Origin of the sequence: Klebsiella sp. BIGb0132, assembly GCF_024810075.1 — a bacterium.
In the GTDB taxonomy this organism is placed as follows: domain Bacteria; phylum Pseudomonadota; class Gammaproteobacteria; order Enterobacterales; family Enterobacteriaceae; genus Klebsiella; species Klebsiella terrigena.
Genome location: NZ_JANUDW010000001.1, coordinates 1408789 through 1430371, shown reverse-complemented (window position 1 = coordinate 1430371; position 21583 = coordinate 1408789). Strand labels below are relative to the sequence as shown.

Below are 21583 nucleotides of genomic sequence, written 5' to 3'. Positions count from 1 at the left end.
ATAAATATGAGCCCCGGCCAGCCCGTCAGGATGGCCGGGATAACCGCGGCGGCGAATTAAATATTCTTATCGAAGAAGACGTCGAGCTTTTGCATCGCCTGGTCAACGTAGCGGGGCACCCAGTAGGTTTCGATATGGGTCGCGCCGTCGATCAGGAACAGCTCTTTATTGCTGGTGCCGGTGGCTTTAGCGAACGCATCTTCCGTCATATACAACGTATCCGCTTTTGTACCGGCAATCATGAGCAGTGGTTTATTGATGAGATTGATATGGTCCGTCACGTCAAAGTTCATCAAATCCAGCAGGCTGCTGGTGGTGTATTTAAACGTTGAGTTCGGGTGCGCGTGGGTTTTCCAGTAGTACTCATAGCCTTGACGATATAAGGCGAAGGGTAATTTAGCGATCTGCTCATCGGTTAGATTTGCATCGCCGGAGTAAAGAATTTCACCTCCGGCGGCTTCCTGAGCACGCGCGTCAGAAGCCTGCTGCAGCCGCTGCTGGATAGTATCCTGCTGTGAATTCTGTAAGCCATTGCGGCGCACCAGCCCTGAGTTAAACATGCTGATGGTGGCAATCGATTTGAATCGTTTATCCGTTTCTGCCGCCACAAGTGAATACCCGCCGCCTCCGCAGATGCCAAGCAGGCCGAGGCGTGAAGTATCAACCCCCGGGTACTGGCTAATGTAGTCAGCCATACCGTGAACGTCCTCTATGCGGTTAGCGGGTTTATCCACGCTGCGGGGCATACCTCCGCTGCCTCCCTGCCAGGCGGCATCGGCGGTAATCGTAATGTAGCCGTGCTCGGCGAGACGCTGGGCGTACAGCCCGGCAACCTGCTCTTTTACGCCACCGTTAGGGTGGGCAACCACCACCGCAGGGTATTTTTTCGCGGGATCGTAGTTGGCCGGGGTGTAGACGTTCGCGGCAATCTGGATGCCGTGCAGATCGTATTTCACCGGGTGGATGTTGACCTTGCCTTTGACGTTCTCGGTGATGGCGCCGTCATAGACGAGAGTAAACGGATTTTTTTTGTAATCAGCCGCATGGGCTGAGGTGATTCCGGCCATTGCCGTAAACAGCATGGCGCTTAGCAGCGTGAATTTCATGGTATCTCCCAACGAGTGACGACCTGTCGATGCAGGTCCGCAATAGTAAATATGCAGGCTCAGGTTAGGGAGTAAGGGCTGTCAGCATCGTGACGGGTCAATAACATTTTTGTCAGGAAGCCGCGGTCCGACAGGCAATCGTTTCTGACGGCGCTGTCAGGCAAGCGTCAGCCTTATGTTGGCAATCAGGCGGCAGAATGTCCGCAGGTTACGCGAGGCCCACGTTCAATTAGCGCAGAAAAGGAGTGTACCATGAAAAGTCAAAACAACCCGGCGATGCCGGGACGACGTAAGCTTTTAGCGGCCGGGGCCGGTATCGCCGCGGCGTCACTGATCCCGCGCGCGTCGGCTGCCGGGAAATCCTCTTTGGCGGACTCAGCCGGCCAGGGCGAACGGCGATCCGCCGCGCCGGGCAAACGCCGGCTCGGGAAGCTGGAAGTTTCCGCCGTAGGGCTGGGCGTTCAGAACATGAGCCGTAAGTACGACACATCCACCCCGTGGCGTCCCGAGATGGTGAATATTATTCGCCGCGCCTTTGATGAGGGCGTGACGTTTTTTGACGCGGCTGAAGCCTATGGCCCCTTCGAAGTGGAGAAGATCCTCGGGGAGGGCGTCGCCCCTTTCAGGGACAAAGTCGTTATCGCCACCAAGTTTGGCTGGAACATCGATCAGCAGACCGGCAAGCGCCTGCCGGGCCTCAATAGCCGGCCGGAGCATATCAGGGTCGTTGTTGAAAATATGCTCAAGCGCCTGCGGACCGATCGCATCGATTTGCTGTATCAGCACCGGGTCGATCCTCAGGTTCCGATCGAAGACGTCGCCGGCGCGATTAAGGATTTGATGGATCAGGGAAAAGTCCTGCACTGGGGGCTGTCAGAAATGGGCATTAACACCCTAAGGCGAGCCCATGCGGCGGTACCCGTTACCGCCGTGCAGAGTGAATATTCGCTGCTCTGGCGGGGGCCGGAAAAGCACGTCCTGCCGGTATGCGAGGAGCTGGGAATTGGCTTTGTGCCGTGGAGCCCGCTCGGCGTGCAGTTTTTAACCGGCTGGATTGATGAAAATACCCGCTTTGCTGCCGGTGATTTCCGCGCGACGGAAACCCGCTTCTTGCCCGACAACCTCGCGCACAACCTACGGCTGGTTGAGTTACTCAAAGCCTGGGCGATAAGAAAAAATGCCGCGCCGGGTCAGATAGCGCTGGCATGGCTGCTGGCTCGCAAACCCTGGATTGTCCCGATCCCCGGCACCACCAATAAAGACCATATGCTGCAAAACACGGCCGCCGCCGGGGTCTCGCTGACGCCCGCCGAGATGACTGAGCTCACCCGTTCGCTGGAGGCTATCACCATCCAGGGCCAGCGGCTGCCGGATGCCGTGCAGGTTTATTCCGATGTCGAAGCACCGTTGAAAAGTTAAGAGGAAGTCCCGTTATGCGTCTGCTGTTAGTCGAAGATGAAGAAAAAACGTCAACCTATCTCAGCCGTGCGCTGGGAGAGTCCGGATTCACGGTGGATGTCTCCGCGGACGGGGCCGAAGGCCTTCACTATGCGCTGGAGTTCGACTACGACGCGATAATCCTCGACGTGATGCTGCCGGGAATGGATGGCTATCGGGTGCTCGAGGGCGTGCGGGCAGTCAAACAAACCCCGGTGCTGATGCTCTCCGCCCGGGGATCGGTTGATGAACGCGTCAAAGGGCTTCGCCTCGGCGCGGATGACTACCTCCCCAAACCCTTTTCGCTCATTGAGCTGGTGGCCCGTATTCAGGCTCTGGTGCGCCGTCGCTCAGCGGATGGGGTTGATATCACCCAGCTGCAAATTCACGATCTGCATCTCGACCTGCTGGCGCGCCGGGTATTTCGCGCCGGTACGCGGTTGGAGCTGACCGCCAAAGAGTTCTCTCTGCTGAGCCTGCTCGCCCGCCATCAGGGAGAGATTCTGTCAAAGATGATGATTGCCGAGCAGATATGGGACATGAATTTTGACAGCGATGCCAACGTGGTTGAAGTCGCGATTAAACGCCTGCGGGCCAAAGTTGATGCGCCGTTCGCCGTCAAACTGCTTCATACCGTACGCGGTATGGGATACGTCCTTGAAGTCAGGCCTGAATAGATGAAGGGGACAGGCATGGCCAGACGCTCCATCTCAGTCCATCTGGCGCTGATGTTTGCGCTATCCGCACTGCTGATCGTTTCCATTATCGGGATTCTGCTACGAAGCTCGTTGCACGACTCGCTGCAAAAGCAGATGCACAACGAGCTGCTATTCCGCGAGTCATTGATGAGCCCGTGGATCGCCGCGCGAACCTCGGCCGACGGCTGGTCAACGCTGGCCAATAAATTCACCGTGCTGGCCAACTCCGAAGGCGAGCGCGTTCGCTACTGGATAGTGAGCAATCATCCACGCTTCAGCGTAGGGGGAACGCCGCCGGTTGGGGTTCAGTGGTCCGCGCTGCAGGAGGGGTTTAATAAAGTTCCCGGCGCATCGGAAGGCGCATGCTCGCTGTTCCTGCTAGTAAAAACTATCCCCGCAAACGGCGAACGGCCCGAGCTGCGCTACGTGGTTGCCATCGACTCCACGCCGTACATGGGCACTCTCGATGCGTTTACCCACACGCTGCTGGTTATCACCGCATTGGGGGTATTTATCGTCGCGCTGCTGGGCTATATGGTCTCAAGAATTGGCATGCGCCCGGTGGGAGCGCTTAGTCAACAGGCCCGGCATCTGGCGCCGGGGGATCACGGCCAGCGCCTGGATACCAACGCATTGCCCGCAGAGCTGCGGCAGCTGGCCGCATCATTTAACGGGGTGCTGGAGCGTCAGGAGGTCGCCTGGCGACAGCTTGAAAGTTTTAACGCCGACGTGGCCCATGAGCTCCGCACGCCGCTGACCAACCTGATTGGCCAGACGCAGCTGGGGCTGTCGCGTCGACGTTCGCATGATGAGCTGGAGGAGCTGCTGGGGTCAAATCTCGAAGAGCTGGAGCGTATGGCGTCGATCGTTAACGATATGCTGTTTCTGTCCCACGCGCACGCCGGCGAACACGCCTCCCAGCTCGCGCCGGTCTCCCTGCGTGAAGAAACGCTTAAAACGGCGGAGTATGTCGAACCCTCCTTTGCGGAAAAGCAGCTTTCCCTTGAGGTTGAAGGCGACGTCACCGCGCATATTGACCGGCGGTTGTTCCACCGTTCGCTGGCCAATTTGCTGGAAAACAGCGCAAGGCATTCGCCCGCTAAAAGCACGGTGACCGTCAGGTTAAGCGAAAAGAATCATCAGGCCTTAGTTGAGGTTTCGAATCCAGGTGAGCCGATTGCGGCCGAACATTTACGCCGGCTTTTCGAACGCTTTTATCGCGTCGACTCCTCCCGGGCCAGGAGCGACACGCACCACGGGCTGGGGTTATCAATCGTCCGTGCGGTGGCCATTATGCATCGGGGAGACGTCTTTGCGCGCAGCGAAGAGGGGATTAATACCTTTGGGCTGACCCTGGCAATGGCGCCTGATAAACCAGCTGGCCATAGCCCCTCCGAAGCGGGGGCGGAAAAAAGGCCGACGAGCCAGGCTGACGCAATTGTCAGGCGGTCGTCAGCCTGATGACATCGCGCCTCGTTAGAATCATCCCAGGCTATCCCCTTCCAACGATAAGGACGCTTTGTATGACTCAACGTTTACGTTACCTCGGGCTACTGCTGCCGCTCTGTGCTTTTTCATCCTGGGCCGCGGAGCAGAATGCCGCTGTCCAGATTGCCGCCGCCGGTAGCCAGATCGCGGCGTATGGGCCGGCGGACAATTTTACCGGACGCGTCCGGGTCGATCCGCTCTTCAAGCCTGATAGCGATATCAACGTTTCAGGAGCTTACGTCACCTTTGAGCCCGGGGCTCGCTCCGCCTGGCATACGCACCCTGCCGGTCAGCGGCTGATTGTGACTTCCGGCGTAGGGCTTACGCAGCAGGAAGGCCAGCCGGTGCAGGTCATTCGCCCTGGCGACGTTGTCTCTTGCCCCCCGGGCGTCAGGCACTGGCACGGCGCAGCGCCGGGAAGCGCAATGACGCACCTGGCGATAACCGGAATAGTCGATGGCAAAAGCGTTAACTGGATGGAGAAGGTGACGGATGAACAATACCACGCCCATTAAGGCATTAACGGCCGCGGCGCTGCTGACCATGAGTTTTGGCCTGACGGCACATGCCGCGCCGGCGACGAAAGGAGCCACGGAGATGAATCAACAACAAACCGTTTCAGACAGGCTGTCTGCCCGACAGCAGGCAATCCCTTTGATTGCGGCAACGATGGCGAGCAGCCAGATGGATAAGCTTAATGCGGCGCTTAATCAGGGGCTCGACGCCGGCCTGACGATAAACGAAGCCAAAGAAATCCTCGTCCAGCTCTATGCCTATACGGGGTTCCCCCGCAGCCTGAATGCGCTGAGCGAGCTGATGAAGGTGGTTGAAGCGCGCAAACAGCGCGGGATTAAAGACGTTGAGGGTAAAGAGCCGCTCAAACCGGTTCCCGTTGGGGAGGAACTTCTCCGCACGGGCACCGCCAACCAGACCAAAATCTCCGGGGCTCCGGTCCAGGGGCCGCTTTTTGATTTTGCGCCGGTCATTAATCAGTTCCTGCAAACGCATCTGTTCGGTGACATTTTTGCCCGCGATAACCTCGACTGGCAGAGCCGCGAGCTGGCGACGGTGGGCGCATTAGCGGCAACGCCCGGCGTTGAAGCGCAGCTGTTATCGCATACGCGCGCAAGCATGCGGGTTGGCCTGACGGCAGGGCAGCTGCGCCAGCTGGCGCAGGTCCTGCGCGAGAAGGGTGAAAACGATGCCGCCGCGCGGGCTGAACGCGCGCTGCAGCAGGCGCTGGCGAGCAGGTAGAAGGAGGCGGTATGGAACACGATCCTACCCGTAGAGCGTTAATTACGGCGCTGGCCGGGCTCACCCTGGCGAATGTCACTCTGGCGTCAGCGGCATCCGCCGCCGCCAGCGTTCAGGGCCGTAGTCCGGTTCTGGTGGCTTACTTTTCCCGTAGCGGGAATACGCGGGTGATTGCGGGCGTTATTCATCGCAGCCTGAAAACAGATTTGTTGGCAATCGAACCGGCGACCCCCTATCCGGAAGACTATTTTCAGACCGTTGAGCAGGCGAAAAATGAGCGTGCCCGGGGAACGAAGCCGGCATTAAAAAATAGCGTTGCGGATATCGGGCGCTATGAGACGGTCTATTTAGGCTTCCCCATCTGGGGAACCAGCGTGCCGCCCGTGGTGCAAACCTTTCTGAGTACCCATAACCTTGCGGGTAAATTACTTATCCCCTTCATTACCCACGGCGGCTACGGCAAAGGCGACAGCGACGATATCCTCGCGGCCCTTGCTCCGACCGCGCGTCGGGAAAAAGCGCTGGTTATTGAATGCGATCAGGAGCGTAGAACCACCGAGACGGTAGCCAGTTGGCTGGAGACGATTCGCGGCTGATTTATTAATTATGAGGGAACTACGTTGAAGACACTGTTAAAAGCGCTGACCATCTGCACGATCGCCGGCAGCCTGATGGCCCAGTCCGCTTATGCCGGGCCATTAGTCATTCAGGAACAAGGAAGCTTTTCCGCCGGTGGCTCCGTGATGACCGCGCCGGGGAAGTTTGACGCGAAAAAGCCGCTGGATCCTGCCGGTCAAACCTATCATGGCGATCATGCTTCCGTGTTCTACCAGATCCCGGAACATCCGCATAAATACCCTATTATCATGCTGCACGGCGCAGGGCAGTTTTCCCGCACCTGGGAAAGCACCCCGGATGGTCGCGAAGGGTTTCAGAACCTATTCCTGCGGCGCGGGTTCTCAACGTATCTTGTCGATCAGCCGCGTCGGGGCAGCGCCGGGCGCTCGACGGTAGAAGGGACGGTTACGCCAAAACCGGATGAGCAGATGTGGTTTAATCAGTTCCGCGTTGGCGTGTGGCCAGACTATTTTAAAGGCGTCCAGTTCTCTCAGGATAAAGAGGCCCTGAATCAGTATTTCCGCCAGATGACCCCGAATACCGGGCCGTTTGATAGCAACGTGATTTCTGATGCCATGTCCGCGGTGGTGGATAAATCCGGCGCGGCTATCCTCTTCACCCACTCCCAGGGCGGCGGCCCGGGCTGGTACACGGCGATGAAAAACGACAAGGTCAAAGCCATTGTTGCCTTCGAGCCGGGTAGCGGCTTTGTCTTCCCGGAGAAAGAGCTGCCCGCACCGATGCCGAGCGCGTTCGATACGCTGAAGGGCGAAGCGGTGCCCATGGCGCAGTTTATAGCGCTGACCAAAATCCCGATTCTGATTATCTATGGCGATAACATTCCGGATAAGCCGGTTGCCATGCCGGCGCAGGACAGCTGGCGCGTGCGTCTGGCAATGGCCCGCGAGTGGCGCGACGTGGTGAATAAGCATGGCGGGGACGTGACCGTGACCCATCTGCCTGAGATAGGCATTAAAGGGAATACCCACTTTCCGTTCTCGGATCTCAATAATGTGCAGATCGCTGATTTAGTGAGCCAGTTCCTGCAGGCGAAAAACCTGCAGTAGGCCGGGATAATATTGCGCCTTCATTATTGAGGGCTCAGTACGAGCAGCGGCTTTATAAAGGCTAAAGTGATGAGGTCGTGGCGAAGAGCTGTTGCATCCATCGGCTGAACTCACAGCGATAAGCGGACGTCAGCCAGATCTGCACAGATGTCCGCGTTAGGCATTACTAATAAGCTAAGCAATAGTCTTTGCTTATTTAATCAGTAAGCATCAGCATTTAACATGTATCCTTTACGAGAACTGATCCAGGCAAGATAAGCCAGGCCCAGCGCAATAAAGGACAGAATAGCGCCCGCCCAGTTCGGTGAGGCCAGACCAAAACCTGCGGCAATAGTCACCCCGCCAGCCCATGCGCCCAGCGCATTTCCCAGATTAAACATGCCAATATTGACCGATGCAGCCATCGTGGGGGCACCCGCGTGGCTTGCCCGTTCCATCACCAACTTCTGAATAGGCGAGACGGTCGCAAAGCCAAATGCCGCCATCATGAATACTGAAATTCCGGCAACCCACTGACTTTCGACTCCGACCCAGAATACCAGTAGCACCAGCCCCTGAGCCGCGAGGGTGACGAAAAGCGTGCCAAACAGGGAGCGATCGGCAAAGCGTCCGCCAACCCAGTTACCGACTGCAAGCCCCAGACCAAACAGCACCATTAACCCTGCTACGCCGCCTGCGGAGAAACCGGCCTCCTGAACCATCATCGGGGCGATGTAGGTGATTGAGGTGAAAAAGGCCGCCGGGCCGAAAATAGTGATCCCCATAACAAGCAGCACCTGCGGATCGACGAAGGCCCGCAGCTCGTTGCGTAAAGCAATCGCCTTACCTTTCGTAATGTGCGGAACCAGTACGGCTACGCTTGCCATCGTCAGCAGGCCGATACCCGCAATTATCCAGAATACCAGCCGCCAGCTAAATGTCTGAGCGAGCCAGGTCCCCGCAGGAACGCCGAGAAGATTGGCTAACGTCAGCCCCGAAAACATAAAGGCAATGGCACTTGCCTGACGACCGGGCGCGACCAGCGATGCTGCAATAATAGAACCGATACCGAAAAACGCCCCGTGATTAAAGGAGGTGATAATACGACCCACAACCGCTACCGCCATCGTCGGCGCGATGGCGGTAATAATATTACCTACGGTGAAAATACCCGCTAACGCGATCAGCATCGCCTTACGCGGGACTCTTGCGCCCAGCACCGTTAACAGCGGGGCGCCAACAAAGACGCCAAGCGCGTAGGAGGTCGCCATCATTCCCGCTTTGGGGATACTGACGCTAAATTCTGCGGCAATTTGTGGGAGGATCCCGGCAATGACAAATTCAGTCAGGCCGATACCGAATGCGCCAACGGCAAGGGCGAAAAGGGCGATAGGCATTGCAACTCCATTATCTGTTTTGTGGCTTAATAATATTAGGTAGAATTAAGTATATTCATACTTTCATTCAGACTGAGAAGCCCTGTGAGCGCATTTGATAAAGAAAAAGATGGTATTCGGCAAACAAGACATAAACCGGCTGAACTGGATGCTATTGACCGAAAAATATTAGGTGCCTTAGCAGAGGATGCAGGCCGCAGTTACACCGAATTGAGTGAGATTGTGAATTTATCAGCCCCAGCGGTTCACGATCGCGTGAAGCGGCTGAAGCGCGATGGGGTGATCAAAGGCACCGTGGCGGTACTGGATGGCTGCAAGCTGGGACGGACGCTGTTAACGTTTCTGGTGATCGATACCAGCAGCTATCAAGCGACGCGTGCCCTTTTGCAGTTCACCAGCCGCAAGGAAGTAGAAGAGCTGCATACCGTTGCTGGCGACGGCTGCGTCTTTATCAAAGTGCGGGCCGCCGATACCGAATCGCTGGAAAATTTCCTGATGGAGATTCAGAGCCTTGAGGGCGTGCGCTCCGTGCGCAGCTATATCGCGCTTTCCACGTTCCTGGAGCGTGGCCCATCACCTGATTGAACTGGGTAAAAGCAAGTTCACCCGCGATAGCTCTGCTCTGTAATAAATAAAGCGTCCGCTGCTGGCACGGAGCGGCCCGTTGAAGCGCCGCGAGGTCCGCTGTGAGCGAGGTGCGGACATTTGCGATTCGAGCTCTATCGTTATGACTGAACCTGTTTGGCATTATTTCAATAATTTTGACATTAGCTCAAAAAACATTGGCAGGTCACGGCTGAAAGAGAAAGACGCGTTTATGGCTTTGCGTGCAATTAAACCGTCGATAAAGGCAAAAAGTATAATCGTGGTTCCCTCCAGGCTAATATCCTGGCGAAACTCTCCTGCAGCAATACCTTCCGCGATAATGCCTGCAATACTTTGGCGCATGATGGTATCACTGGAAATATACGTTTTTTGCAGTTCAGGGTTCCGCGCAGACTCCGCCATGATTTCAACCCACAGTTGATGCGTAACTGGGTATCCTACATCGCTTATGCACGAAGTAACCTGCGCGCAAAGGCGGTCGAAATAGGTGCCGTTAGACGGAGCATTATGGGCGGTCAACGCTGAATTCTGCTCTTCAAGAACGATTGCCTTGATGAGGTCATCCTTACTTTTGAAATATGTGTACATCGCTCCCTGGCTGATCCCTGCTCGGGTAGATATTTCACGTACGCTCGTCGCACTAAAGCCTTTTTCTGCAAAACAGGCAGCAGCAGCGGTAATCAGCTTATGGTAGGTTTCTGTTTTCTTTAACATGTCGACTATGATGTTTTATCCGATGCCAGGACTTTAACGCTGTTTGCTTCCTGGAGCCAGATTTGAACGCTGTAGTCTGACTCCTGAAATCAGATATTACTTCATCAGCGGTAATACACTGAGCATATTCTTGAGATTCAGCATATCCCACGGCAGATGTTCAGCAATCGTAAGGCCGACTGGCGCCGTTTTTGAGGTAGCCTGAGCTATCAGGTTGAGTACATCTTCAATAGTCAGCTTGCCTTCTGCCACGTCACCAAAATCGTGTTTTCCTCTGCCTGGCCTGGCGAAAAGAACAGAACGGAAAAGTGACGGTTCGAGAACGTCCAGATCCAGGTGTATCGCCAGATACTCAATACTTTCCCTATCAATCCACTCCAAAACTTCTTTCCCGTCATTTTTGACTTGTTCAGGACTAATAGTTGCAATGTTATGACGAGCAAGGTATTCAGCTTCATAAGTCAGAGGATCGTGGATACCTGCAATCATTATTTTTGAGGGATTAAGTCTGGTGGCTACGTGAGCAACTAAATCTTTATCACCCGTTCCAATTAGTGCTCCAAGAACATGGGCATGAGCGTTTGGATATTGTTTAGCCGTCTGCACGTCAGGGTGAGAGTCAATCCAGAGCACACCCAGTTTATCACCGTATTTATTGAGCAGATGTGAAAAAGGAGCCAGTGATACCAGGCAATCGCCACCAAAAACGACAATTGAATCGGGATTATGTTTCTCAATCAAAGTGGCTGCATCGTTGAGTTGCCTGATAATTTGAGGTTTAGCGGTAATGCCATCTACTTCGGCCTGTGACTCCGTTGTGGGCTCATCGACCGGAACAGACTCAATAGGGCCATCCGATTCGGGGGAAAGATACGAGAGAAGAAGCGACCCAAGATGATAGGGGGGATTATTGCCACCTTGCCATTGAGGAAATAAAAGTCTGAGCGTTTTACTAGTCATAATTTGCCTTTGCTTGTTTTGACAACAAACTGATTTGAGTTAATCACAACCCATTTATGAGTGAACGTTCATTCATTTTTGCGTAATTATCGTTCTTCCGCAAGCAGCACGGCACGTTAAGTTAACCAAAAGGGTAAACGTCATTTTTGCAGACTAGTTTCAACCTTTGTCCGCTCCTGGCACGGAGCGGCCTGACTTTAGGTGCATGGTGGCCGCTCGGTTTAACGCCGTCAGGTTCAGGCCCTAATATGCCAAATCTTCGCGAGTGGGCCCTTGAAAGTAGATAGTACTAATATGGCAACTGCGGGGTTGAGTCAGCACAAAACGAATCGTTTCCCAGACAGAACGGCCATCCATGAGACGTTCTCCCATTCTGGAATGATTATCGACAGGCGCTTCTAACCCGGTAACCTCGAAATCCGGTGGGTACAACCCGGTTACCCGTATGTTTTCTTTGGATAATTGTTTTGACAGTTTAGTTGTAAAACCACTAAGTCCATGCTTGCTGGCAAAAAAAGCCGGATGGGCGATTGAGTCTGTAAAATTCGGAATGCCGCATACGGATATAATCGAAACGATGTCAGCACCATCTGAGCGCCTTAATCCTGGAAGCAATGCCTGTGTGAGCAGAATTGAACCCGTCAGACCTGAACTGATGGTATTAAGGATCTCAGTGTTTGATTGCTCGTCTACTGTCCCTGACAGCCACTGAGCGGCATTGAGAATTAAAATATCTACAGGCTTGTCTGAGTTTAAGAGCTGTGAGGAAAACTGAGAAATGGATGCGGGCTGGGTTAAATCACATATATACCCTTTTGCATCACCACCTGCAGCGGTGATGATGCTGCAGGTTTTTTCAATATCATCAACCCGTCGAGCAGAAAAACTCACCTCCACTCCCTCTTGCGCCAGCCAAACGCATAGTGCCTGACCGAATCCGCCACCGCCACCAGTGATAACTGCTCTTTTTCCTCTCAGCATAGTCATGCTTCCTTTTCGTGATGAGTATATGTTGATGGATATATAGCATGGTGGGGTGGGGTGACATCTTCCAGTTAGTGCCATTTTTATCGCGGGATACAGACTGCCGTTTGCACGTTTATCAGGGAGCAGCAACCTCCGCTTCTGGCACGAGGCGAACGTCTAGTGATAAGAATTTATATGCTGCCAGCGTGCTCGTGATTTGTCGGATGCAGAATCGGTAGTAATAAACAACGTATGCTCCACTCCAGGCACCCGATGTCCATATCCAGGGGATAATAACGCTCCGCGCATTTCCAGCGCGGATCCATCCAGCTTTACCGCAGGATTATGCGCGGCAATAAGAAGGATAAAATACCTTTAGCTACCAGAACCAGAACCAGAACCAGAACCAGAACCAGAAGCAAGACAAAATAGAACCCTCTTTGCCTGTTTTGACCATCCTCGCTAAGCGGCAGCACGAACTGGCACATCCTTGTGTATCTGTGTGCCATGCTGACTGTGTTTTTTTATCCGATGCGCGGCCGTGCTCTGCTCCCTTGCCACTGGCTCAGACGGAAAAATAAGGAGGACTCAATGATCGTTTTATGCAAAACCTGCGGCACATCCTATGAGATAACCGACTCCCGCCCGCAGCAGTGTAATATCTGCGAAGATGAACGCCAGTATGTCCCCGCTAGCGGGCAGAAATGGATCGATTTTGACGTCCTTTGCGCGACGCACGCAAATAAGTGGCAACAACACGACGGCGATCTCCTCAGCATCCGCACCGTTCCTGATTTCGCGATCGATCAGCGCGCGTTTATTCTGCGTACCCCGCAGGGCAATATTCTATGGGACTGCATTGCCACACTCGACGAAGCCACGAAAATGCTAATAACGTCCCTGGGCGGGCTGAAAGCCATCGCGATATCGCATCCGCACTACTACACCACCATGCAGGATTGGGCTGAAGAATTTAGCGTCCCGATTTACCTTCATGCCAGTGATAGCAAATGGGTCATGCGCGACAGCCCCTGGATTACCTTTTGGGAAGGCGACCGCCTAAATCTGACTCGTGACGTCAATGTGATACGTCTCGGAGGGCACTTTGCCGGCGGCTGTGTTCTGCACTGGATGCGAGATGAGGGCGTAGTGCTTGCGGGCGATATCGTCCAGGTCACCCCTGGCGCGCATGCCGTCTCCTTTATGTGGAGCTACCCTAACATGCTGCCGTTGCCAGCCGCAGCGGTCAGCGACATTATCCAACGCCTGGGTACGGTCAAATTTAAAAAACTCTACGGTGCCTTTGAAGGAAAAGACATAACGCAAAACGCCGATGAAATCGTGCGTCGTTCAGGCGAAAAGTATATTTCCTGCCTCAGATAAACGGGCGGTTAATAACCCTGGACTAAGGGTGAGCCTGGAGAAATAGCGGCTGATCGCATGATTGCACGCCGACGTCAGCCATATTGATGAACTCATCTAATAAACCCTAGCTAATTACCCTATCTAATCGAATAAATCGCTTTGCGTTATGCTTTTCCCACACAACAGCTGAAGGATAACGTCATGCAAACTGTAAAACTGAACAACGGTATTGAAATGCCCCTGCTGGGCTTTGGTGTGTTTCAGATGTCTGATGCTGCCGAATGCGAGAGAGCCGTTATTGATGCCATCGATACGGGGTATCGGCTGATCGATACCGCGGCTTCTTACCAGAATGAAACCCAGGTTGGGAACGCGCTGAAGCAGACGGGGATCGCCCGCAACGAACTCTTTGTCACCACCAAACTGTGGCTGCAGGATACGAATTACGAAGGCGCTAAAGCCCAATTCGAACGCTCCCTGAATCGGCTGCAGCTGGACTACGTTGATCTGTACCTGATTCACCAGCCCTACGGCGACGTCCACGGAGCGTGGCGCGCCATGGAAGAGCTGCAGCAGGCTGGCAAAATTCGCGCGATTGGCGTCAGCAACTTCCACCCTGACAGACTGGCCGATCTTATCGCCTTCAACAAGGTTGCGCCGGCGGTAAACCAGATTGAAGTTAATCCCTTCAACCAGCAGCTGCACGCGGTGCCGTGGAATCAAAGCCGCGGCATTCAGCCGGAAGCCTGGGCGCCGTTCGCCGAAGGCAAGAATGGTCTGTTCCAGCACCCCGTGTTAACGGCGATCGGCCAGAAGTATGGCAAGAGCGTCGGCCAGGTTGTTCTGCGCTGGATCTTCCAGCGGGGCATCGTTTCGCTGGCGAAATCGGTGCGCAAAGAGCGCATGGCGGAGAACATCAACGTTCTCGATTTTGAACTCAGCACGGCAGATATGCTGCAGATTGCCGCCCTGGATACTGCAACCAGCGCCTTCTTCTCCCATCGCGATCCGGCAATGGTGGAGTGGCTGACCGGCCGCAAACTTGACGTTTAAGCCACGACAACAGAGGTACTCATTCAATGCAAACACGCTATCTGGGTAACTCCGGACTGGAAGTGTCGGCCCTCGGACTCGGCTGCATGGGGCTGAGCCACGGCTACGGCCCGGCAACGGATACCCGTCAGGCTATCGAACTCATTCGCGCCGCGGTTGAACGCGGCGTCACCTTCTTTGATACCGCCGAAGTGTATGGCCCATACCTCAATGAAGAGGTGGTCGGCGAAGCCTTAAAACCCTTTCGCGACCGGGTGGTCATCGCCACCAAGTTTGGTTTTACCTTCGGGGATGACAACCGGCAGCAGATTTTAAACAGCCGGCCGGAGCATATCCGCCAGGCCGTTGAAGGGTCATTGCGCCGTCTCAAAACGGAGGTTATCGATCTGCTCTACCAGCATCGCGTCGATCCTGAGGTCCCCATTGAAGATGTGGCCGGAACGGTAAAAGATCTGATTGCCGAAGGAAAGGTCAAACACTTCGGCCTTTCCGAAGCGGGTGCGCAGACCATTCGACGTGCGCATAGCGTACAGCCGGTCGCTGCGCTGCAAAGCGAATATTCCATGTGGTGGCGCGAGCCTGAACGGGAGATCCTGCCGCTGCTGGCCGAGCTGGGCATCGGGTTCGTGCCGTTCAGTCCGCTAGGCAAAGGATTCCTGACCGGTTCTATCAGGGCCGGAACCTCATTTGGTCAGGACGATTATCGCAGCACGGTGCCGCGTTTCGCCGCGCAAGCGATTGAAGCCAATGAACAGCTGGTCACCTTGCTGGGCGCACTGGCAGCCGAAAAAGGCGTAACGTCGGCGCAAATCGCGCTGTCATGGCTGCTGGCACAAAAACCGTGGATTGTTCCCATCCCCGGCACGACCAAACTGCACCGTCTGGAGGAGAATCTGGGCGCCGCGGACATTACGCTGTCTCAGGATGATTTACGCCAGGTCACGCAGGCGCTTGAAACGATAAAAATCGTCGGCGAGCGCTACTCGCCTGAGCATCAGGCTCGGGTAGGCCGTTAAGGCCTTGGCTGGTTCGCCGCGCGCGGCGGGCCAGCTATTCCGCGTAGCGAAGGGCGTCGATCATTAACGCAAAAGCGGGCGGGTGCTGCTTGCGGCTGGGGTAATAAAGATAGTAACCGGGGAAAGAAGGGCACCACTCCTGCAGAACCTGAATGAGCTCCCCCGACTGAACATAACCCTCAACCATATTTTCTGGAACGCAGGCGATGCCAAAGCCAGAGAGAACGGCATCTATTCTCTCCGCCAGCAGGTTAAACGTCACCTGTCCCTCAACCCTGACGCGCAGCGGTTTGCCATCCTTCTCGAACTCCCAGTGATACAGGCCGCCGGCGGTGGGCAGGCGCATATTGATGCAGCGATGGTTTTGTAGCTGGTGCGGCGTTTCAGGCGCGGGGTTAGCGGCGAAATATACCGGCGCACCGACCACCGCCATTCGCATATCTGCGCCTATCTTTACGGCGATCATATCCTTATCCACGCTTTCGCCCAGGCGGATCCCGGCGTCAAAGCGCCCCTCAACGATATCGACAAAACCATTATCCACGACCAGTTCGACATTGATTTCCGGATATTCCCTGAGAAAGGGTTTGAGCTTCGGCCAGACCAGGCTTCGGGCGGCATGCTCCCCGGCGGATAAACGGATATTACCGGAGGCGGTACCGTTCAGCTGAACCAGCGACTCCAGTTCCTGCTCGAGGTCGGCAATGCGGGGCTCAAGGCAGGCAATAATTCTTTCACCTGCTTCGGTGGGGGCCACGCTGCGGGTGGTTCGGGTCAAAAGGCGGATGTTTAACCGTTCTTCCAGCGCTTTCATCGCGTGGCTAAGCGCCGACTGGGAAACGCCAAGCTTACCCGCGGCTTTGGTAAAACTTCGCTCTCTTGCCACCACCAGGAAGATTTGGAGTTCGTTGAAGTTTTCTTTGAGCATTGGCGGCTTCCTTATTGAAACATTCCCCCCAAAGAAAACTCATGAAGGGCGTTCATAGACACAATCATTTTAGCCCTATTACTGACAATAATGATAATTGATATTCTATCCCTATCAAAAATATGTCTGAATTATCAGAAGGTTTATTATGAAAATACTCGTTGCCGGCGCGACAGGAAGTATCGGACTTCACGTCATGAATAGCGCAATCGAAATGGGCCATCGGCCGGTGGCGCTGGTCAGAAATCGGCGCAAGGTGAAGTTGCTTCCTCGTGGAAGCGATATTTTTTACGGCGACGTTTCGCTGCCCGAAACGCTGACCGATGTGGCGAAAGATATTGATGCCGTTATTTTTACGCTCGGTTCAGATGGGCAGGGGCGTATTGGCGCCAGGGCGATAGATTATGGCGGCGTGCGTAATATCCTCAGAATGTTCAAAGAGAAGCCTGTTCGCATCGCTTTAATGACTACGATTGGCGTCACCGAGCGGCTCAGCACCTGGAATCAACGCACCGAGGTTCATGACTGGAAAAGGCGCGCCGAGCGTCTGGTCAGAGCCAGCGGTCATCCCTATACCATCGTCAGGCCGGGCTGGTTTGATTACAACAATGATGATGAGCTGAGGATCGTGATGCTCCAGGGCGATCGGCGCCACGCCGGAACGCCGGATGATGGCGTGATATCCAGAGCTCAAATCGCCCGGGTGCTGGTGAGCGCCCTGACCAGCGATGCGGCAAAAAATAAGACCTTCGAGCTGGTGGCCGAGCAAGGGCAAGAGCAGGTGGATCTCTCGCCGCTGTTTGCGGCCCTCAAGAACGACAGTCCGCAAAGAAATGAGGGAGTCTTAGATATGGACAATATGCCTCTCAATGAAGAGCCAGAGTGCGTTATTAACGAGCTCAACCTGTTGTCTAAACGGGCTACATCGATTTAATAACCCTGACAATTTTGTCATATAGCGGTCAGTCTTATGACAGCTTCGATCTGTATATTTAAATATACAGACGCAGGACGTTCCTCCTGATCCGAGTCCAGTTTCAAACATACAGTTTATAAGAGGTATTGGATATGAAAACACTGCTTATTACCACATTACTCATGGGATTCATTTCAGTAAATGCCGCATCTGCCGCGCAGGAAATAAACCATGCCGACGGCAAGGAGAAAATTGGCGTAGTTTCGGCCAGCAACGCCTATACGCTGGATGACTTATCGAATGCGCTTTCTCGCAAGGCAGATGAGCAGGGGGCTACGTCGTTCAAAATCCTGTCAACAACAGGAAATAATCGACTGCACGGCGTAGCAGAAATCTACAAATAGATCATATGTATCCTGAGAAGGATGATGTCATATCATAACCCTTGCATAATGAGCGTCTATTTATGTTCAAAACAGAAGACATCATCGATGAAATAAGCCAATGGATTGATTCAAACTTACATAAGCCGCTGAAGATCGAGGATGTTGCTGCGCGGGCGGGCTACTCTAAGTGGCATCTTCAGCGGGTATTTTTTCAGGTTAAACGCATTAGCCTTGGTAAGTATATTCGCGATCGGCGACTCTCCCGCGCGGCAAAAGATCTTGTAGAGACCAACGACACGATAATGGAAATCGCCTTTAAGTATGGTTTTGATTCTCAACAGACCTTTACCCGAGTTTTTTCAAATAACTATAGCTTGCCGCCGCTCAGGTACCGGAAGCTTAATGGCATCACGGATTAATTTTCTTTCTTATCAACACTATTCTGCCAGCGCTGTTTCAATTAATGATTTAAGCACGCGTAATAACCATGACCTGGTTTAAGATAAAACCGCCAGAATATTATTGCTAAATTTCTCGTTCAGTCCGCTACGTTCTCCGCCTACTAGGTTCTCATCGCCTTTTTAAACGAATACGTTATTTTGTACATCCAGAGCTCGCTGGCCTGCGATAAAGACAGATATCCTTCCTGTTACCAGGCGCTGAGGATCTTATTTATGCCACTCAGGGCAGATGGACACACCCTGATGATGATTATGCCGGCATCCAGCCGCCGATAGGGCTGGATGTCAGCAGCATACAATCGTTGCCGATTAGTTATCGCACTTACCCGGTACCGCGAGCTTAACTTCCGGTTTGGAAACGACGCGCATACCTTCGCTTTCAGGAACCTGTTCCAGCCCGGCTCCGCCGACGAAAACGCCCATTTTAATGTACTGGCGAACAAAGTAGTTCTTGCCCGGGGCGACGTTGAGCGTCAGGTTATTTGGCGAGAACTCAGATTCTGTCCCCAGCGTGTGCGGCTGGCTGGCCGATATTTGCTGATAGAAAAAGACCCTGTCGGCGGTCTCTCCGAGGCAGCGCCCATCCAGATAAACGTCTTTTTTCAGCGCTTTGCCGACAAAGCTGTCCCTGTACACGTAGAGACCGGCCTTACCGCTTTCCGGCGCGGGAAATGATTTAGCCGTCGCATTTTCAGCATTGCTGGCTAAAGGGACCGAGGCGCAGCCGCCAAGAAGAGCTGAAGAAAGAATTACCGCCGCGAAGATTATTTTATTCATTGAATTCTCAGAGGGTTAAAAAAAGTAGGATCAGAATAATCCTGTTTTTAAAATGTGTCACCTCTGAAATATGGTGTAACAAAGTGTGATTTCAGGATGGAGTAGCGGATAAAAAATTGATGGATGTCAGGGAATAGGCAGGGGCGCATTGAGGCGCGGCTGCGGCTTATTGCCGTTCAGTTCGCTAAAACGAACGTCTTCGTTTTGCATGGTGATTCAGCTAAGGTAGGAACAGAAGGGATCAACGCGGAGCTAACAGAAGGTAATGATGCTGATTTATGACGTATTTGGCCGACATATAGGGGTTCAGCGCGAAGGTGAACGCTGGCTGGTATTTCGTGCTGACCTGACGGAGCGAAAGTTTTCCCGCCTGTATGAGGTTATTATTCCCGACGATCTTACCGAAACCGAGATTCCCGGCTGGCTGGATGATATTTTTCACGAGGCCGCGACGGAAAAGCATCCCGAGGTGAGGCGGATTGAATAGTCAAGGCGGCTTTGCCATAACAATCCTGCCATCCATTGTTGTACTGTTACTGCTCAATCACGATAAGACTGTAACTGAGGGGCACGCCAAATATGGAACGGTTAAAATTTGTGTGATTGATGAGATATTTTGGTTACGTCATCAGCTTGGAGGTGAGCTTGTACCCGCCAACTACAGGCCGCGATAGTTAGCATCCTAACTGCCATATCAACCATAACGGCAGTTATGAGGAATTGTAAGTAACCCCGCACATACAATCAGCACTTCGCGATTGTATGAAATAGTCTCTTCGCTGAAAATAAAAATAATAATACGTTTATAGCAATTGATAACATGCAATTTATCTCGTACCATATCGAAAAGCCTATGCCTTTAAGATGATTTTCACTTATATATGGATGAAAAGACCTAATGAAAATAACTTATATAATTCCAGGCGTAAATGATGAGATTTATAAAGCATGGTTGTTTTCTCAATTAGAAAATGTACCTTCATTTTTTTATAGGGATGATGTGAATTTCATTGATAACAGCAGTGATATCAATGAATTCCTTGTTCGTAATAAAAATCTTGTTTATTACTGGTCGGTTTCTGATGCAATGCGTAACGCTACAAATATTATAAATAAATTAGATAGCACTGAATTAACTATTCTCGACTATGAATATAGAAGACTAAAGGCGATATATCTTAATTACGTTAACTTTCTATCTATTTCAATGGCGCTATATGACAAAATTATTCCTGTAAATCGTGAAGTAAAAAGCAAAGTGTGGAATTTTCTCATGCAAGTCACCTCTGAGCATAACTTAAATGGAATAAATATTGAATGTAATGATAACGAAAAATTTTCATTGCATTCACTCAATATAAGCTATGCCAAATTTAATGGCTTGATAGAAATAAATAGTGAAATAGCAGCGCCATATTTTAAAATGAGTATTTTTAATAATTGTACTTTTGATGGGGCATCAATTTTCTCTGGCAGATTTGAAGCCTGTGAGATCTTGAATAATAGTTTACAAAGTTCGTCTTTGTTATTTGGTTGTTTTTCTGATTCAATTATTAAAGAGTGTAATTTTTCCAATGTTAATTTTGAACGCACTTTTTTTTCTTACTGTCATATAACCGGTTGCGATTTTTCTTTTTCTGAATTCAACTCAGCCGATTTCAGAGACTGCAATATTTCCATGACGGATTTTACAAATGCAAATTTGAAAGGTGCTGATTTCAGCTATACTACATTAAGTGGTGTCAATTTCACTGGGGCAAACCTGGAAGATGTAGATTTCACGGCGGCGACGATTGATGATAAAACAATATTCTCCTAATCAATCGTATTAACACATAAAAATAATGGAGTCGATTTGCCATCAGCCAATGAGATCCTCTGGTGATATCCTGTCACACTCATTGTTAATACCAAAAGAAATGCAGGCTCCAGCCAAATTCAGTAATTAATATGAAAATCAGAAATGCCAGATAGATTAGCCAAACCGTGTTGCATCATGGATGCGCCGCACGAAGCGTGAGCCACATGGACAAGGATTCTGGTATGAGGATTAGAGACGCTAGCGGTGTTTCTGGCTTCAAATGAAAAGCGGTACAGGGTTGAGCCGCCCATATGTCGTACGATACCAAAGCCAGTACAACACACAGGCGTTTGTATGTGGCAATAGAATGTACAACTGAACGTACAAAAGATAGTGTAGTTTATTGGGTATTTTAATGTAACTTATTGATTTTATTAGAGAGTGCCGATAATAGGAGTCGAACCTACGACCTTCGCATTACGAATGCGCTGCTCTACCAACTGAGCTATATCGGCCCTGAAGAGGACGCGTTCACCGGGGTGAACCACGGGGTAAAAGGTTAAAACTAAGTGGGTGATGCGTCAATGGCC

Annotated in this window: 23 protein-coding genes and 1 tRNA gene; 16 read left to right on the top strand and 8 right to left on the bottom strand. The window is 52.4% G+C overall.

All coding sequences use genetic code 11. The features are described from left to right. Positions 1-56 precede the first annotated feature (56 nt). Positions 57-1106, bottom strand: coding sequence for an alpha/beta hydrolase (locus M2416_RS06615; protein ID WP_259222807.1), 1050 nt, complete (start codon positions 1104-1106; stop codon positions 57-59). A 252-nt stretch (positions 1107-1358) separates the two neighbouring features. Between M2416_RS06615 and M2416_RS06610 the strand changes: the two genes are divergently transcribed. The 7 genes from M2416_RS06610 to M2416_RS06580 all read left to right on the top strand — a co-directional run bounded on the left by M2416_RS06610 (position 1359) and on the right by M2416_RS06580 (position 7668). Then, positions 1359-2525 (top strand): aldo/keto reductase, encoded by a 1167-nt coding sequence (locus M2416_RS06610; protein WP_259222805.1) that lies wholly within the window; start codon positions 1359-1361, stop codon positions 2523-2525. Positions 2526-2539: 14 nt separating this feature from the next. Then, complete coding sequence (locus M2416_RS06605) at positions 2540-3220, top strand: heavy metal response regulator transcription factor (RefSeq protein ID WP_076944585.1); 681 nt, start codon at positions 2540-2542, stop codon at positions 3218-3220. A 15-nt stretch (positions 3221-3235) separates the two neighbouring features. Continuing rightward, on the top strand, positions 3236-4702 hold the full coding sequence (locus M2416_RS06600; protein WP_259222801.1) for a heavy metal sensor histidine kinase: 1467 nt from the start codon (positions 3236-3238) through the stop codon (positions 4700-4702). A 62-nt stretch (positions 4703-4764) separates the two neighbouring features. After that, positions 4765-5244, top strand: a complete 480-nt coding sequence (locus tag M2416_RS06595; protein ID WP_076944587.1) for a (R)-mandelonitrile lyase — start codon at positions 4765-4767, stop codon at positions 5242-5244. Further along, on the top strand, positions 5222-5983 hold the full coding sequence (locus tag M2416_RS06590) for a carboxymuconolactone decarboxylase family protein (RefSeq protein ID WP_076944588.1): 762 nt from the start codon (positions 5222-5224) through the stop codon (positions 5981-5983). Before M2416_RS06595 ends, M2416_RS06590 begins: the two co-directional genes overlap by 23 nt. Positions 5984-5994: 11 nt before the next feature. Beyond that, a complete protein-coding gene (locus tag M2416_RS06585) occupies positions 5995-6579 on the top strand; it encodes a flavodoxin (RefSeq protein WP_076944589.1) in 585 nt (194 codons plus the stop codon). A 24-nt stretch (positions 6580-6603) separates the two neighbouring features. Then, the gene (locus M2416_RS06580) at positions 6604-7668 is read left to right on the top strand and encodes an alpha/beta hydrolase (protein ID WP_259222797.1); all 1065 of its coding nucleotides are present in this window, start codon (positions 6604-6606) and stop codon (positions 7666-7668) included. Between the two features lie 200 nt (positions 7669-7868). Here M2416_RS06580 and M2416_RS06575 read toward each other — a convergent pair whose 3' ends face one another. Continuing rightward, positions 7869-9044 (bottom strand): MFS transporter, encoded by a 1176-nt coding sequence (locus M2416_RS06575; protein WP_076944591.1) that lies wholly within the window; start codon positions 9042-9044, stop codon positions 7869-7871. An 84-nt stretch (positions 9045-9128) separates the two neighbouring features. Here M2416_RS06575 and M2416_RS06570 point away from each other — a divergent pair, with 84 nt between their 5' ends. Continuing rightward, positions 9129-9629, top strand: a complete 501-nt coding sequence (locus M2416_RS06570; protein ID WP_136391735.1) for an Lrp/AsnC family transcriptional regulator — start codon at positions 9129-9131, stop codon at positions 9627-9629. Positions 9630-9791: 162 nt separating this feature from the next. Here the strand turns inward: M2416_RS06570 and M2416_RS06565 are convergent, their stop codons facing one another. The 3 genes from M2416_RS06565 to M2416_RS06555 form a co-directional block, all read right to left on the bottom strand. Then, entirely contained in the window at positions 9792-10364 is a 573-nt protein-coding gene (locus M2416_RS06565; protein WP_076944593.1) for a TetR/AcrR family transcriptional regulator, read from the bottom strand. Between the two features lie 96 nt (positions 10365-10460). Continuing rightward, on the bottom strand, positions 10461-11324 hold the full coding sequence (locus M2416_RS06560; protein WP_076944594.1) for an arginase family protein: 864 nt from the start codon (positions 11322-11324) through the stop codon (positions 10461-10463). A 243-nt stretch (positions 11325-11567) separates the two neighbouring features. Further along, positions 11568-12305 carry an SDR family oxidoreductase gene (locus tag M2416_RS06555; RefSeq protein ID WP_076944595.1) on the bottom strand — a complete coding sequence of 246 codons (738 nt, stop codon included), beginning with the start codon at positions 12303-12305 and terminating at the stop codon, positions 11568-11570. A gap of 576 nt (positions 12306-12881) precedes the next feature. On the opposite strand from M2416_RS06555, the gene M2416_RS06550 reads away from it, so the two are divergent. The 3 genes from M2416_RS06550 to M2416_RS06540 all read left to right on the top strand — a co-directional run bounded on the left by M2416_RS06550 (position 12882) and on the right by M2416_RS06540 (position 15724). Then, positions 12882-13673: an MBL fold metallo-hydrolase gene (locus tag M2416_RS06550; protein WP_259222788.1), complete on the top strand. Its 792-nt coding sequence runs from the start codon at positions 12882-12884 to the stop codon at positions 13671-13673. Between the two features lie 183 nt (positions 13674-13856). Then, complete coding sequence (locus M2416_RS06545; protein WP_076944598.1) at positions 13857-14708, top strand: aldo/keto reductase; 852 nt, start codon at positions 13857-13859, stop codon at positions 14706-14708. A 26-nt stretch (positions 14709-14734) separates the two neighbouring features. Beyond that, positions 14735-15724, top strand: coding sequence for an aldo/keto reductase (locus M2416_RS06540; protein ID WP_076944599.1), 990 nt, complete (start codon positions 14735-14737; stop codon positions 15722-15724). 34 nt (positions 15725-15758) lie between these two features. On the opposite strand, the gene M2416_RS06535 is transcribed toward M2416_RS06540, so the two are convergent. Continuing rightward, positions 15759-16652, bottom strand: a complete 894-nt coding sequence (locus tag M2416_RS06535) for a LysR family transcriptional regulator (RefSeq protein ID WP_076944600.1) — start codon at positions 16650-16652, stop codon at positions 15759-15761. Positions 16653-16800: 148 nt separating this feature from the next. On the opposite strand from M2416_RS06535, the gene M2416_RS06530 reads away from it, so the two are divergent. From M2416_RS06530 to M2416_RS06520, 3 genes are all read left to right on the top strand, one after another. Further along, a complete protein-coding gene (locus M2416_RS06530; RefSeq protein WP_259222785.1) occupies positions 16801-17586 on the top strand; it encodes an SDR family oxidoreductase in 786 nt (261 codons plus the stop codon). 134 nt (positions 17587-17720) lie between these two features. Continuing rightward, positions 17721-17972, top strand: a complete 252-nt coding sequence (locus tag M2416_RS06525) for a YdgH/BhsA/McbA family protein (protein WP_133601392.1) — start codon at positions 17721-17723, stop codon at positions 17970-17972. 62 nt (positions 17973-18034) lie between these two features. Next, complete coding sequence (locus M2416_RS06520; protein ID WP_076944603.1) at positions 18035-18373, top strand: helix-turn-helix domain-containing protein; 339 nt, start codon at positions 18035-18037, stop codon at positions 18371-18373. Positions 18374-18724: 351 nt separating this feature from the next. Here the strand turns inward: M2416_RS06520 and M2416_RS06515 are convergent, their stop codons facing one another. Further along, positions 18725-19192, bottom strand: a complete 468-nt coding sequence (locus M2416_RS06515; protein ID WP_123706703.1) for a DUF2846 domain-containing protein — start codon at positions 19190-19192, stop codon at positions 18725-18727. A 268-nt stretch (positions 19193-19460) separates the two neighbouring features. On the opposite strand from M2416_RS06515, the gene M2416_RS06510 reads away from it, so the two are divergent. Continuing rightward, positions 19461-19679, top strand: a complete 219-nt coding sequence (locus M2416_RS06510; RefSeq protein ID WP_045855402.1) for a DUF7661 family protein — start codon at positions 19461-19463, stop codon at positions 19677-19679. Between the two features lie 411 nt (positions 19680-20090). Beyond that, positions 20091-21011: a pentapeptide repeat-containing protein gene (locus tag M2416_RS06505; protein WP_259222780.1), complete on the top strand. Its 921-nt coding sequence runs from the start codon at positions 20091-20093 to the stop codon at positions 21009-21011. Between the two features lie 424 nt (positions 21012-21435). Here M2416_RS06505 and M2416_RS06500 read toward each other — a convergent pair. Further along, positions 21436-21508, bottom strand: a tRNA-Thr gene (locus M2416_RS06500). Positions 21509-21583: the final 75 nt, after the last annotated feature.

What these genes read in the sequence shown, in the direction of transcription:
- M2416_RS06615 (WP_259222807.1), bottom strand. Translation starts at nt 1,106, where the DNA reads ATGAAATTCACGCTGCTAAGCGCCATGCTGTTTACGGCAATGGCCGGA.
- M2416_RS06610 (WP_259222805.1), top strand. Translation starts at nt 1,359, where the DNA reads ATGAAAAGTCAAAACAACCCGGCGATGCCGGGACGACGTAAGCTTTTA.
- M2416_RS06605 (WP_076944585.1), top strand. Translation starts at nt 2,540, where the DNA reads ATGCGTCTGCTGTTAGTCGAAGATGAAGAAAAAACGTCAACCTATCTC.
- M2416_RS06600 (WP_259222801.1), top strand. Translation starts at nt 3,236, where the DNA reads ATGGCCAGACGCTCCATCTCAGTCCATCTGGCGCTGATGTTTGCGCTA.
- M2416_RS06595 (WP_076944587.1), top strand. Translation starts at nt 4,765, where the DNA reads ATGACTCAACGTTTACGTTACCTCGGGCTACTGCTGCCGCTCTGTGCT.
- M2416_RS06590 (WP_076944588.1), top strand. Translation starts at nt 5,222, where the DNA reads ATGAACAATACCACGCCCATTAAGGCATTAACGGCCGCGGCGCTGCTG.
- M2416_RS06585 (WP_076944589.1), top strand. Translation starts at nt 5,995, where the DNA reads ATGGAACACGATCCTACCCGTAGAGCGTTAATTACGGCGCTGGCCGGG.
- M2416_RS06575 (WP_076944591.1), bottom strand. Translation starts at nt 9,044, where the DNA reads ATGCCTATCGCCCTTTTCGCCCTTGCCGTTGGCGCATTCGGTATCGGC.
- M2416_RS06565 (WP_076944593.1), bottom strand. Translation starts at nt 10,364, where the DNA reads ATGTTAAAGAAAACAGAAACCTACCATAAGCTGATTACCGCTGCTGCT.
- M2416_RS06560 (WP_076944594.1), bottom strand. Translation starts at nt 11,324, where the DNA reads ATGACTAGTAAAACGCTCAGACTTTTATTTCCTCAATGGCAAGGTGGC.
- M2416_RS06555 (WP_076944595.1), bottom strand. Translation starts at nt 12,305, where the DNA reads ATGCTGAGAGGAAAAAGAGCAGTTATCACTGGTGGCGGTGGCGGATTC.
- M2416_RS06550 (WP_259222788.1), top strand. Translation starts at nt 12,882, where the DNA reads ATGATCGTTTTATGCAAAACCTGCGGCACATCCTATGAGATAACCGAC.
- M2416_RS06545 (WP_076944598.1), top strand. Translation starts at nt 13,857, where the DNA reads ATGCAAACTGTAAAACTGAACAACGGTATTGAAATGCCCCTGCTGGGC.
- M2416_RS06540 (WP_076944599.1), top strand. Translation starts at nt 14,735, where the DNA reads ATGCAAACACGCTATCTGGGTAACTCCGGACTGGAAGTGTCGGCCCTC.
- M2416_RS06535 (WP_076944600.1), bottom strand. Translation starts at nt 16,652, where the DNA reads ATGCTCAAAGAAAACTTCAACGAACTCCAAATCTTCCTGGTGGTGGCA.
- M2416_RS06530 (WP_259222785.1), top strand. Translation starts at nt 16,801, where the DNA reads ATGAAAATACTCGTTGCCGGCGCGACAGGAAGTATCGGACTTCACGTC.
- M2416_RS06525 (WP_133601392.1), top strand. Translation starts at nt 17,721, where the DNA reads ATGAAAACACTGCTTATTACCACATTACTCATGGGATTCATTTCAGTA.
- M2416_RS06520 (WP_076944603.1), top strand. Translation starts at nt 18,035, where the DNA reads ATGTTCAAAACAGAAGACATCATCGATGAAATAAGCCAATGGATTGAT.
- M2416_RS06515 (WP_123706703.1), bottom strand. Translation starts at nt 19,192, where the DNA reads ATGAATAAAATAATCTTCGCGGCGGTAATTCTTTCTTCAGCTCTTCTT.
- M2416_RS06510 (WP_045855402.1), top strand. Translation starts at nt 19,461, where the DNA reads ATGCTGATTTATGACGTATTTGGCCGACATATAGGGGTTCAGCGCGAA.
- M2416_RS06505 (WP_259222780.1), top strand. Translation starts at nt 20,091, where the DNA reads ATGAAAATAACTTATATAATTCCAGGCGTAAATGATGAGATTTATAAA.